We start from the raw sequence: 11,970 nt of genomic DNA on the forward strand, positions 1-11,970 counted from the left end.
GGGGCACCCTTTCGTGCTGACGCACTGGCGGCTGCCGACACACACCTGTTATAGGATCAAGCCTTACGGGCAATTAGTATCAGTTAGCTTAACGCATTACTGCGCTTCCACACCTGACCTATCAACGTCCTGGTCTCGAACGACCCTTCAAGGGGATCTAGTCCCCGGGAAGTCTCATCTTGAGGCGAGTTTCCCGCTTAGATGCTTTCAGCGGTTATCTCTTCCGAACATAGCTACCCGGCGATGCCACTGGCGTGACAACCGGTACACCAGAGGTTCGTCCACTCCGGTCCTCTCGTACTAGGAGCAGGCCCCCTCAAACTTCCAGCGCCCACGGCAGATAGGGACCAAACTGTCTCACGACGTTTTAAACCCAGCTCACGTACCTCTTTAAATGGCGAACAGCCATACCCTTGGGACCGGCTACAGCCCCAGGATGAGATGAGCCGACATCGAGGTGCCAAACACCGCCGTCGATATGAACTCTTGGGCGGTATCAGCCTGTTATCCCCAGAGTACCTTTTATCCGTTGAGCGATGGCCCTTCCATACAGAACCACCGGATCACTATGACCTGCTTTCGCACCTGTTCGACTTGTGGGTCTCACAGTCAAGCACGCTTATGCCATTGCACTATCAGCACGATTTCCGACCGTACCTAGCGTACCTTCGTACTCCTCCGTTACCCTTTGGGAGGAGACCGCCCCAGTCAAACTGCCTACCATGCACTGTCCCCGACCCGGATCACGGGCCAAGGTTAGAACCTCAAACAGATCAGGGTGGTATTTCAAGGACGGCTCCATGCAGACTAGCGTCCACACTTCACAGCCTCCCACCTATCCTACACAAACCGGTTCAAAGTCCAATGCAAAGCTACAGTAAAGGTTCATGGGGTCTTTCCGTCTAGCCGCGGGGAGATTGCATCATCACAAACACTTCAACTTCGCTGAGTCTCGGGAGGAGACAGTGTGGCCATCGTTACGCCATTCGTGCAGGTCGGAACTTACCCGACAAGGAATTTCGCTACCTTAGGACCGTTATAGTTACGGCCGCCGTTTACCGGGACTTCAATCAAGAGCTTGCACCCCATCATTTAATCTTCCGGCACCGGGCAGGCGTCACACCCTATACGTCCACTTTCGTGTTTGCAGAGTGCTGTGTTTTTATTAAACAGTCGCAGCCACCAGTTTATTGCAACCCCTTCACCCTCTGCGCGCAGGCGCATCAAGCTACAGGGGCGTACCTTATCCCGAAGTTACGGTACCAATTTGCCGAGTTCCTTCTCCCGAGTTCTCTCAAGCGCCTTAGAATACTCATCTCGCCCACCTGTGTCGGTTTGCGGTACGGTCAATGTGAAACTGAAGCTTAGAGGCTTTTCCGGAACCCTTCCGATTGCTTCGCAGCTCGAGGCCGCTCGCGCCACACCCTTGAATTGCGCACCCGGATTTGCCAAAGTGCCTTCTTCGATGCAGCGACCGGGACTTCCAACACCCGGACAACCTTCCGCGATCCGTCCCCCCATCGCATTTCACACTGGTACAGGAATATTGACCTGTTTCCCATCAGCTACGCATTTCTGCCTCGCCTTAGGGGCCGACTCACCCTACGCCGATGAACGTTGCGTAGGAAACCTTGGGGGCTTACGGCGAGGGGGCCTTTCACCCCCTTTATCGCTACTCATGTCAGCATTCGCACTTCTGATACCTCCAGCGCACTTTCCAATGCACCTTCGCAGGCTTACAGAACGCTCTCCTACCATGCACATAAATGTGCATCCGCAGCTTCGGTATATGGCTTAGCCCCGTTACATCTTCCGCGCAGGACGACTCGATCAGTGAGCTATTACGCTTTCTTTAAAGGGTGGCTGCTTCTAAGCCAACCTCCTGACTGTTTTAGCCTTCCCACTTCGTTTCCCACTTAGCCATATTTGGGGACCTTAGCTGGCGGTCTGGGTTGTTTCCCTCTTGACACCGGACGTTAGCACCCGATGTCTGTCTCCCGTGATTGCACTCTTCGGTATTCGGAGTTTGCTATGGCGAAGTAATCCGCAATGGACCCTTCAACCATGACAGTGCTCTACCCCCGAAGGTGATACACGAGGCACTACCTAAATAGTTTTCGGAGAGAACCAGCTATTTCCAGGTTTGTTTAGCCTTTCACCCCTATCCACAGCTCATCCCCTAACTTTTCAACGTTAGTGGGTTCGGTCCTCCAGCACGTGTTACCGTGCCTTCAACCTGGCCATGGATAGATCACCTGGTTTCGGGTCTACACCCAGCGACTGGACGCCCTGTTCGGACTCGCTTTCGCTACGCCTGCCCTATTCGGTTAAGCTTGCCACTGAATGTAAGTCGCTGACCCATTATACAAAAGGTACGCCGTCACCCCTTGCGAGGCTCCGACTGTTTGTATGCATGCGGTTTCAGGATCTATTTCACTCCCCTCCCGGGGTTCTTTTCGCCTTTCCCTCACGGTACTGGTTCACTATCGGTCGATCACGAGTATTTAGCCTTGGAGGATGGTCCCCCCATCTTCAGACAGGATTTCACGTGTCCCGCCCTACTTGTCGCATACCTAGTTCTTCCATTCCGTCTTCGCCTACGGGGCTATCACCCACTATGGCCGCACTTTCCAGAGCGTTTGGCTGACGGTACAGATAAAGAATGCAGGCTGGTCCCATTTCGCTCGCCACTACTTTGGGAATCTCGGTTGATTTCTTTTCCTGCGGCTACTTAGATGTTTCAGTTCGCCGCGTTCGCTTCACATGACCTATGTATTCAGTCATGGATACTCCATACGGAGTGGGTTTCCCCATTCGGATATCGGTGGATCAAAGCTTGTTTGCCAGCTCCCCACCGCTTTTCGCAGGCTACCGCGTCCTTCATCGCCTGTGATCGCCAAGGCATCCACCACATGCACTTGTTCGCTTGACCCTATAACGGGTGTGTCTCTGTGTGATTGCTCACAGCGAGAGTCACGCGTTACAGGTTGAGTATTCGTGTTGCGCCGTATTTCAAGGCGATCTTTCGATCACTTAAAAATACATTGATACAATCACAACCCTGATTCACGTACTCCACACCCATCTCTAAGTGTGTTTCCGATGAATCTCTTTACTACTTCTTCCTGATTGTTAAAGAACGACAGCCGATATGGTTTTACTCACATCGCTCTGACTGGCTCAATCGCCAATGCTTAATACCCGGCTTGTGTTCAAACCGGACACTAGGCATTGAGGATTGGTGGAGGATGACGGGATCGAACCGACGACCCCCTGCTTGCAAAGCAGGTGCTCTCCCAGCTGAGCTAATCCCCCGCTCGTACCATTCAGACCCAGTGGCATGCACACGCCCTGTCCCCTGCGGGGATGGGATGCCCGTAGGTGCTGAAGCACCAACGGTCAATCGACATGGTGGGTCTGGATGGATTCGAACCATCGACCCCCGCCTTATCAAGACGGTGCTCTAACCGACTGAGCTACAGACCCTGAGTCTGTCTTCTTTACAGCCGACAAGTGTGAGCGCTTAAAACGCGGTGAGCAGAAAGCTCTGGAAAGGAGGTGATCCAGCCGCACCTTCCGATACGGCTACCTTGTTACGACTTCACCCCAGTCATGAATCCTGCCGTGGTGACCGTCCTCCTTGCGGTTAGACTAGCCACTTCTGGCAAAACCCACTCCCATGGTGTGACGGGCGGTGTGTACAAGACCCGGGAACGTATTCACCGCGGCATGCTGATCCGCGATTACTAGCGATTCCAGCTTCACGCAGTCGAGTTGCAGACTGCGATCCGGACTACGATCGGTTTTCTGGGATTGGCTCCACCTCGCGGCTTGGCAACCCTCTGTTCCGACCATTGTATGACGTGTGAAGCCCTACCCATAAGGGCCATGAGGACTTGACGTCATCCCCACCTTCCTCCGGTTTGTCACCGGCAGTCTCCCTGGAGTGCTCTTGCGTAGCAACTAGGGACAAGGGTTGCGCTCGTTGCGGGACTTAACCCAACATCTCACGACACGAGCTGACGACAGCCATGCAGCACCTGTGTTACGGCTCCCTTTCGGGCACTCCCACCTCTCAGCAGGATTCCGTACATGTCAAGGGTAGGTAAGGTTTTCGCGTTGCATCGAATTAATCCACATCATCCACCGCTTGTGCGGGTCCCCGTCAATTCCTTTGAGTTTTAATCTTGCGACCGTACTCCCCAGGCGGTCAACTTCACGCGTTAGCTACGTTACTAAGGAAATGAATCCCCAACAACCAGTTGACATCGTTTAGGGCGTGGACTACCAGGGTATCTAATCCTGTTTGCTCCCCACGCTTTCGTGCATGAGCGTCAGTATTGGCCGGGGCTGCCTTCGCCATCGGTATTCCTCCACATCTCTACGCATTTCACTGCTACACGTGGAATTCTACCCCCCTCTGCCATACTCCAGCGATGCAGTCACCAATGCAGTTCCCAGGTTAAGCCCGGGGATTTCACATCGGTCTTACATCACCGCCTGCGCACGCTTTACGCCCAGTAATTCCGATTAACGCTTGCACCCTACGTATTACCGCGGCTGCTGGCACGTAGTTAGCCGGTGCTTATTCTTCCGGTACCGTCATCCCACCCGGATATTAGCCAGATGGTTTTCTTTCCGGACAAAAGTGCTTTACAACCCGAAGGCCTTCTTCACACACGCGGCATTGCTGGATCAGGGTTTCCCCCATTGTCCAAAATTCCCCACTGCTGCCTCCCGTAGGAGTCTGGGCCGTGTCTCAGTCCCAGTGTGGCTGGTCGTCCTCTCAGACCAGCTACGGATCGTCGCCTTGGTGGGCCTTTACCCCACCAACTAGCTAATCCGCCATCGGCCGCCCCTATAGCGCGAGGCCCGAAGGTCCCCCGCTTTCATCCGTAGATCGTATGCGGTATTAATCCGGCTTTCGCCGGGCTATCCCCCACTACAGGACACGTTCCGATGTATTACTCACCCGTTCGCCACTCGCCACCAGGTGCAAGCACCCGTGCTGCCGTTCGACTTGCATGTGTAAGGCATGCCGCCAGCGTTCAATCTGAGCCAGGATCAAACTCTTCAGTTCAAACCTGTTACTGTTTTTCGGTTCTTTCGAACCGGTCGCTCACTCAAAGCTGACAGGAATCTGAATTGCTTCAAAAACCTGACTTACTTTAGTGTGAGACTCTTGATACTTTTGCTTATCCCGAAGCGTTCCGGAGAACGTTTCAGGCCGCCACCGCATCAAGCGCCCACACTTATCGGCTGTAAATTTTTAAAGATCGATTCGCTGAAACCGCTGGCCAGTCGCAAACTGCTGCACTACTGTCTGGCGTTTTCTGCGTTGCTGCGTCAGCAGCAGAGAAACGAGATTATGAAGAATCTTTTTCGTCTCGTCAACATCTTTTTTTCGCTCACCGTTTAAAACCGGTACCTCAAGCGCAAAAATCTGCTGATCCGACCACCGCCCGTTTCGTGGCGGCTTCGCGGTTCCCGCTACGTCTGAACTGCGAAGGGGGCGAATCTTAGCGCCCCGTGAGCCAACCCGCAAGGGGGTGGCGTGAAATTTATCGTTTCGATCCCAACAGCGCCAGCGGCACCGCGTTCGCCATGACCAGATAGCCCTCGTCGCTCGGGTGGATATGGTCGCCGCTGTCGTAAATGGCGCGCAGCCGCGTCGGCTCGGCCGGGTCACGCAACGCCGCGTCGAAATCCACCACGCCGTCGAACGCGCCGCTCGTGCGTATCCACTGGTTCACCGCCGTGCGGATCGCTTCGCGATCCGCCGGCAGCGACGCCGGCGTGATCGTCGCGCCGAGAATGCGCACGCCGCGCGCATGCGCCTGCGCAATCACGCGTTGGTATCCGCCGATCAGATCTTTCGCATCCACATGCGTATGCGGGAAATCGCAGTCGAGCCCGGCGCGCGCCGGCATCGCCTGGAAATTGATGTCGTTGATGCCGATCAGCATGACCACCGTCTTCACGCCGGCATGCCCCAGCGCGTCGCGCGCAAAGCGCTTTTCGAGCGCCTCGCCGTAGCAGGGCGAGTCGCTGAGCAGCCGGTTCCCGCTGATGCCGAGATCGATCACCGCGGTATCGGCATGCGGCGACTGCGCGAGGCGCCGCGCGAGCGCGTCCGGCCAGCGACGGTTCAGATTGAGCGACGAGCGCATGCCGTCGGTGATGGAGTCGCCGATGGCCGCCACCGTGGCCGCGCCCGGCGCCTCGACCGCGAGCCCCGTCACCCACGCGTACTGGGTGAAGCGCTGCGTGTACGCGCCGATCGACGGCCCGCTCACGTGATTGCCCGGCCGCGACACGTAATTGACCTGGCTCGCCACGCGGTGCCACGCGACCATCGTCTGCGCGTCGCCCATATAACTGCTGATCGCGTACGGCGCGCCCGCCTTCACGTCGATCTGCACGGGATCGCTGTCCAGCCCCGCGCCGGGCGGCACCGACACCGACGCCTTGCCGCCGAACGTCACCTTCACCGAGCCCGCTTCGCTCGCCGCCGACCCGCCCGCCGAGGGCGCGATCGCCATCGCCTCGATCACGAGCGGCGTGCGACCGTACAGATTGCTCACGTGAATGCGCGCCACCTTTCCGCCCAGCGTGGGATACACGATCTGCCGCACCGTGCGGCCGGCGACGTTTGGCGCGCGGTACAGCGCCGGCAAGGCGTCACGCTGGGGAATCTGCTGGAGCGTGGTCGCCCAGCTCGTCACCCAGGCGTTCGACGATTGATCGGCACAAGCTAGCGCGCTCGCACTGAGCGCACCCAGCGCACCGAGCACAACGGCCAGCGCCGATGCGCGCGGCGCGCGGGTCGCACGGCAAGCCGCGCCCTGGAAAACGTCACGGGCAATAGCGGGAACGACAGCAAAATCGGCATTCTTCTTCATTGATGGGATCGGGTGCGCAGGCAAAGGCGCATTGTGCCCCATGGGCGGCTACGCGGCCTTGCATCGACCTGACAGCCAGCCGAAGCGCCAAGGTTACGCGTCATTCGAGCCCTTTTTGCGCAACGTCAAAATATTCATTTACCGACCGGTCGGTTGGTTTATACTGCACGGCATATCTCCAATCACCCACGACGAGAGCGTCCCCATGTACACGCAATCCCTCGACATTCCGGGCAACGTCGCGCCGATCGACGCGGACGCCGCCGCTCCCGAGCAGGCGCAGTTCGACGCCGTGATGGCCGCCGACGGCAAGATCGAGCCGCAGGACTGGATGCCCGACGCCTACCGCAAGACGCTCGTGCGTCAGATCTCGCAGCATGCGCACTCGGAAGTGGTCGGCATGCTGCCGGAAGGCAACTGGATCTCGCGCGCGCCCAGCCTCAAGCGCAAGGCGATCCTGCTCGCCAAGGTGCAGGACGAAGCGGGTCACGGTCTCTATCTCTATAGCGCGGCGGAAACGCTCGGCGTGTCGCGCGACCAGTTGCTCGACGCGCTGCACGCGGGCAAGGCCAAGTACTCGAGCATCTTCAATTACCCGACGCCCACGTGGGCCGACGTGGGCGTGATCGGCTGGCTCGTGGACGGCGCGGCGATCATGAACCAGATTCCGCTGTGCCGCTGCACCTACGGCCCGTACGCGCGCGCCATGATCCGCATCTGCAAGGAAGAGTCGTTTCACCAGCGTCAGGGTTTCGACGCCCTGCTCGCGATGATGCAAGGCACCGAAGCGCAGAAGACACTCGTGCAGCAGGCCGTGAACCGCTGGTGGTGGCCGGTGCTGATGATGTTCGGCCCGAGCGACGCCGACTCCGTGCACAGCAATCAGTCGGCGAAATGGGGCATCAAGCGCATCTCGAACGACGACTTGCGCCAGAAGTTCGTCGATGCCACCGTCGAGCAGGCCAAGGTGCTCGGCGTCACGCTGCCCGACGCCGACCTCAAGTGGAACGAAGCGCGCGGCCACTACGACTACGGCGTGATCGACTGGGAAGAATTCTGGCGCGTCGTCAACGGCGACGGCCCGTGCAACCGCGAACGCCTCGGCACGCGCGTGAAAGCGCACAACGAAGGCGCATGGGTGCGCGAAGCCGCCCTCGCCCACGCCGAAAAACAACGTCAGCGCGCCGAAAAGCACGCGGCCTGACCCAACGAAACATCAGGAGATCCCGAATGAACAAGGAATGGCCGATCTGGGAAGTGTTCGTGCGCAGCAAGCAGGGCCTCGACCACAAGCATTGCGGCAGTCTGCATGCCGCGGATTCGTCGATGGCGCTGCGCATGGCCCGCGACGTCTACACGCGCCGCCAGGAAGGCGTGAGCATCTGGGTGGTGCCGTCTTCCGCGATCACGGCGTCCGATCCGAACGACAAGGCCGAGCTGTTCGAGCCGGCCGGCGACAAGATCTATCGCCACCCCACGTTCTACACGCTGCCCGACGAAGTCAACCACATGTAAGAGCGCCAACATGACGACGCCCACGCCCGAACATCTCGCCTACGTGCTGCGCCTCGCCGATACGGCGCTGATCCTCGGTCAGCGCAACACGGAATGGTGCGGCCACGGCCCGATCCTCGAAGAAGACATCGCGCTCGCCAACATGAGCCTCGACCTGATCGGTCAGGCGCGCCTGCTCTACACGCACGCCGCCACGCTCGACAAGACGCTCAACGGCCGCGAACGCACGGAAGACGACTACGCGTATTTCCGCGCCGAGCGCGAGTTCGCGAACTACACGCTCGCCGAGCTGCCGCACTTCGGCCCGCTCGCCGGCACGACGCATTCGGCCAACGACTACGCCGTGACGATCGCGCGCAACTTCCTCTATGCGACGCTGATGGCGCATCTGTGGACCGCGCTCTTGCGTTCCGCCGACCCGCAACTGGCCGCCATCGCCGAACGCTCGATCAAGGAAACGCGCTACCACGTGCATCACGCGCGCGAATGGCTCGTGCGTTTCGGTGACGGCACGGACGAATCGCACCGCCGCGCGCAAACCGCCATCGACTGGCTGATGCCGTACACGCGCGAGTTCTTCAGCACGGACGCGGTGGAAACGGCCGTGGCCGAAGCGGGCATCGCGCCGCTCACCGCGCAGCTCGAAGCCGCGTGGCGCGCCGACGTGGAAGCCGCGCTCGAAGAAGCCACGCTCGCCGCGCCCGCACCCGCGAAGCACGTGACGACCGGCAAGCACGGCGAACACTCGGAACACATGGGCTTCGTGCTCGCCGAGATGCAAAGCCTCGCGCGCCAGCATCCGGGCGCGCGCTGGTAAGCGCGCCGCGCAACCCCGCAAGGAACATGACGATGCAAGCCACAGAAGATCGGGGCGCGCCAGATCGCGCGCTCGAACAGGCCTGGGCGGCGCTCGAAGCGGTGCCCGACCCGGAGATTCCGGTGGTGTCGATCCGCGAGCTGGGCATTCTGCGCGACGTGCGCCGCGCGCAAGACGGCCAGCTCGAAGTGGTCATCACGCCCACCTATTCGGGCTGCCCGGCCATGTCGCAGATCGCGGAAGACGTGGCGCATGCGCTCGACACCGCGCAACTGGGGCCGTACCGCATCGCCACGACCTTGACGCCCGCGTGGACCACCGACTGGATCACCGGCGAAGCGCGCGAAAAGCTGCGCGCCTACGGCATCGCGCCGCCCACCGGCAATTGCGGTGGCGGCGCGGCACACGGCGCGAGCGAAAGTCCCATCACCTTCATGCCGAAACTGCCCGCGCCGGTCTGCCCGCGCTGCGGCTCGAAGCACACCGAGCGCCTCGCGCAATTCGGCTCGACCGCGTGCAAGGCGCTGTACCGCTGCATCGACTGCCGCGAACCCTTCGACTACTTCAAACCCTACTGATATGGCCACTCCGCAATTCCACTCGCTGCGCATCCGCGAAGTGCGGCCCGAAACCGCGGACGCCGTCTCCGTCGCTTTCGAGGTGCCGCCCGAGCTGCGCGACGCCTACCGCTTCACGCAAGGGCAGTTCGTCACGCTCAAGACGCATATCGACGGCGAAGAAACGCGCCGCTCATACTCGATCTGCGTGGGCGTGACCGATTACGACCGCGACGGCGAACTGCGCATCGGCATCAAGCGCGTACGCGGCGGCCGCTTTTCGAACTTCGCGTTCGACCAGCTCGCGCCGGGTCACGAAATCGACGTGATGACGCCCGATGGGCGCTTTTTCACGCATCTGAACGCCGATCACGGCAAGCATTACGTGGCATTTTCGGGCGGCTCGGGCATCACGCCGGTGCTCGCCATCATCAAGACCACGCTCGAAAGCGAGCCGCGCAGCGCGTTCACGCTGGTCTACGGCAACCGCAGCGTGGACGCGATCATGTTCGCCGAGGAACTGGAAGACCTGAAGAATCGCTTCATGAACCGCTTCCGGCTCTACCACGTGCTCTCCGACGACTTGCAGGACGTCGAGCTGTTCAACGGCGTGCTCGATCAGGAGAAGTGCGCGGCGTTCATCGACTCGCTGCTGCCGGCCGGGGAAATCGACGAAGCCTTCATCTGCGGCCCCGGCCCGATGATGGACGCCGCCGAAGCCGCGCTGAAGGCCGCGGGCGTGCCCACGCAGAACGTGCACGTGGAGCGCTTCGGCTCGCCGCTGCCGCAAGCGGGCGTGCCGCCGGTCGAGATCACCGAAAACACGCCGGCCGCCGACCTCGAGATCGTCATCGACGGGAAAAAGCGCAAGCTGCGCCTGCCGTACGAAGGCGTGAGCCTGCTCGATGTCGGCCTGAAGGCGGGTCTCGCGCTACCGTACGCGTGCAAGGGCGGCGTGTGCTGCACCTGCCGCGCCAAGGTGCTCGAAGGCGAGGTGAAGATGGACAAGAACTACACGCTCGAAGAGCAGGAAGTGAAGGACGGCTTCGTGCTCACGTGCCAGTGCCACCCGCTGAGCGAGCGCGTGGTCGTGAGTTTCGACGAACGCTGAGCGCGCGGTCGCGCGGTCGCGACCGAGGTCGATCAGAGCGCCAGACGAGGCACTAGAGCAACAGCACGCTTTCGGCCCTCAGGCGATCCGCTTACACTAGGGGCCGCTCGCGAGTGGTGCAGCGCAACGCTGCGCGCTGGCGAGCGGCTCCTTTTATTTGCGCGTGTTCTGGCGCTTTTTCTCTTTCGGACCTCACGCGTTCGTCGCGAACGCAACGAGTTGTCGATGACCACGATCCATCTCATTCACGGCGAGGCCGCTGCGGCCGCGCTCCAGCAGGCGATCCACAATGCGGCGCGAGCCGATCGCGTGATCGGCCTGCGCGACGATCTCACGGTCGGCCCGCTACGCGACATCGACGAAACCCAGGACGCCGGCGTGGCCCAACGCGCCGCGTTCTGGGCGCTGCTCGGCGGCGTGCCCGACACGCTCACGCTGGACGACTGCGCGGCGCTCGACGCGCTCGTGCCCGGCGACGCCAACGTGGTCGTCTGGCACACGCACGACGCGGCGCACCAGCTCGCGCTGCGCCGCGTCTGCTACCGCCTGCGCTGCGCCCCGCAACGCCTGAACGAGGTGCGCCTCGCCGCCGACGAACTCACGCCCGCGCGCCTCGAAGCGCGCCTGGCCGACGCCGCGCCCATCTCGGTGCTGCGCATCACGCGCCTCGCGCTGGAATGGCAGGAAGCGAAGTTCGCCAACGGCGAGACGCGCCGCTGGCGCGACAACACCTTCACGAGCGGCACCTGGGCCGACCTCGACACGCTGATCCTCGACCTGCTCGACACCGCCCACGCGCAGCGTCCCGCCGACGCGCCCTGGCTTACGAGCGGCGCGCTCGGCGCGGCGCTCACGCGCGCGGGCGCCGGGTTCGCCGTGGCCGAACCGGTGGTGCTCTGGCGCCTGCGCGAACTGGCCGCGGCCGAAGAACTGCGCCTGCGCGACGACATGTGCGCGTCCTGCGCGCCCAGCGCCGCCGACGCTCGCCTGGCGCGCTCGCGCGCCGCGCGCCTCGTCCTGCCGCACATGGCCGCGCACCTTTCTCTGTCCCGTTGAATCGCTGAACCG

General features: G+C 61.1%; 7 protein-coding genes, 2 tRNA genes and 2 rRNA genes. 6 read left to right on the plus strand and 5 right to left on the minus strand.

Going from position 1 to position 11,970, the window contains the following annotated elements; all coding sequences use genetic code 11:
• Positions 1 to 52: 52 nt before the first annotated feature.
• The 5 genes from FAZ98_RS13065 to FAZ98_RS13085 all read right to left on the minus strand — a co-directional run bounded on the left by FAZ98_RS13065 (position 53) and on the right by FAZ98_RS13085 (position 6,902).
• Positions 53 to 2,932 (minus strand): 23S ribosomal RNA (locus FAZ98_RS13065).
• A gap of 307 nt (positions 2,933 to 3,239) precedes the next feature.
• Positions 3,240 to 3,315 (minus strand) — tRNA-Ala (locus tag FAZ98_RS13070).
• Positions 3,316 to 3,409: 94 nt separating this feature from the next.
• Positions 3,410 to 3,486, minus strand: a tRNA-Ile gene (locus FAZ98_RS13075).
• A 65-nt stretch (positions 3,487 to 3,551) separates the two neighbouring features.
• Positions 3,552 to 5,080: ribosomal RNA gene (locus FAZ98_RS13080) — 16S ribosomal RNA — on the minus strand.
• Together the 16S and 23S rRNA genes with 2 tRNA genes alongside form the textbook arrangement of a ribosomal RNA operon.
• 481 nt (positions 5,081 to 5,561) lie before the next feature.
• Positions 5,562 to 6,902, minus strand: a complete 1,341-nt coding sequence (locus tag FAZ98_RS13085; protein WP_158951587.1) for an SGNH/GDSL hydrolase family protein — start codon at positions 6,900 to 6,902, stop codon at positions 5,562 to 5,564.
• Positions 6,903 to 7,107: 205 nt separating this feature from the next.
• Between FAZ98_RS13085 and paaA the strand changes: the two genes are divergently transcribed.
• The 6 genes from paaA (at position 7,108) to FAZ98_RS13115 (ending at position 11,958) form a co-directional block, all read left to right on the plus strand.
• Complete coding sequence (paaA, locus tag FAZ98_RS13090; protein WP_158951588.1) at positions 7,108 to 8,106, plus strand: 1,2-phenylacetyl-CoA epoxidase subunit PaaA; 999 nt, start codon at positions 7,108 to 7,110, stop codon at positions 8,104 to 8,106.
• Positions 8,107 to 8,132: 26 nt separating this feature from the next.
• Entirely contained in the window at positions 8,133 to 8,417 is a 285-nt protein-coding gene (gene paaB / locus FAZ98_RS13095; protein WP_158951589.1) for a 1,2-phenylacetyl-CoA epoxidase subunit PaaB, read from the plus strand.
• Between the two features lie 10 nt (positions 8,418 to 8,427).
• Positions 8,428 to 9,234: a 1,2-phenylacetyl-CoA epoxidase subunit PaaC gene (gene paaC, locus FAZ98_RS13100; protein WP_158951590.1), complete on the plus strand. Its 807-nt coding sequence runs from the start codon at positions 8,428 to 8,430 to the stop codon at positions 9,232 to 9,234.
• Between the two features lie 26 nt (positions 9,235 to 9,260).
• A complete protein-coding gene (gene paaD / locus FAZ98_RS13105) occupies positions 9,261 to 9,812 on the plus strand; it encodes a 1,2-phenylacetyl-CoA epoxidase subunit PaaD (protein ID WP_158951591.1) in 552 nt (183 codons plus the stop codon).
• Position 9,813: 1 nt separating this feature from the next.
• Complete coding sequence (gene paaE, locus FAZ98_RS13110; protein WP_158951592.1) at positions 9,814 to 10,902, plus strand: 1,2-phenylacetyl-CoA epoxidase subunit PaaE; 1,089 nt, start codon at positions 9,814 to 9,816, stop codon at positions 10,900 to 10,902.
• Between the two features lie 225 nt (positions 10,903 to 11,127).
• Positions 11,128 to 11,958: a DUF1835 domain-containing protein gene (locus tag FAZ98_RS13115; RefSeq protein ID WP_158951593.1), complete on the plus strand. Its 831-nt coding sequence runs from the start codon at positions 11,128 to 11,130 to the stop codon at positions 11,956 to 11,958.
• Positions 11,959 to 11,970 lie beyond the last annotated feature (12 nt).

The organism is Paraburkholderia acidisoli (assembly GCF_009789675.1).
GTDB classification, from domain to species: domain Bacteria; phylum Pseudomonadota; class Gammaproteobacteria; order Burkholderiales; family Burkholderiaceae; genus Paraburkholderia; species Paraburkholderia acidisoli.

Coding starts and splice junctions, on each gene's coding strand:
- FAZ98_RS13085 (WP_158951587.1), bottom strand. CDS start 6,902: ATGAAGAAGAATGCCGATTTTGCTGTCGTTCCCGCTATTGCCCGTGAC.
- paaA (WP_158951588.1), top strand. CDS start 7,108: ATGTACACGCAATCCCTCGACATTCCGGGCAACGTCGCGCCGATCGAC.
- paaB (WP_158951589.1), top strand. CDS start 8,133: ATGAACAAGGAATGGCCGATCTGGGAAGTGTTCGTGCGCAGCAAGCAG.
- paaC (WP_158951590.1), top strand. CDS start 8,428: ATGACGACGCCCACGCCCGAACATCTCGCCTACGTGCTGCGCCTCGCC.
- paaD (WP_158951591.1), top strand. CDS start 9,261: ATGACGATGCAAGCCACAGAAGATCGGGGCGCGCCAGATCGCGCGCTC.
- paaE (WP_158951592.1), top strand. CDS start 9,814: ATGGCCACTCCGCAATTCCACTCGCTGCGCATCCGCGAAGTGCGGCCC.
- FAZ98_RS13115 (WP_158951593.1), top strand. CDS start 11,128: ATGACCACGATCCATCTCATTCACGGCGAGGCCGCTGCGGCCGCGCTC.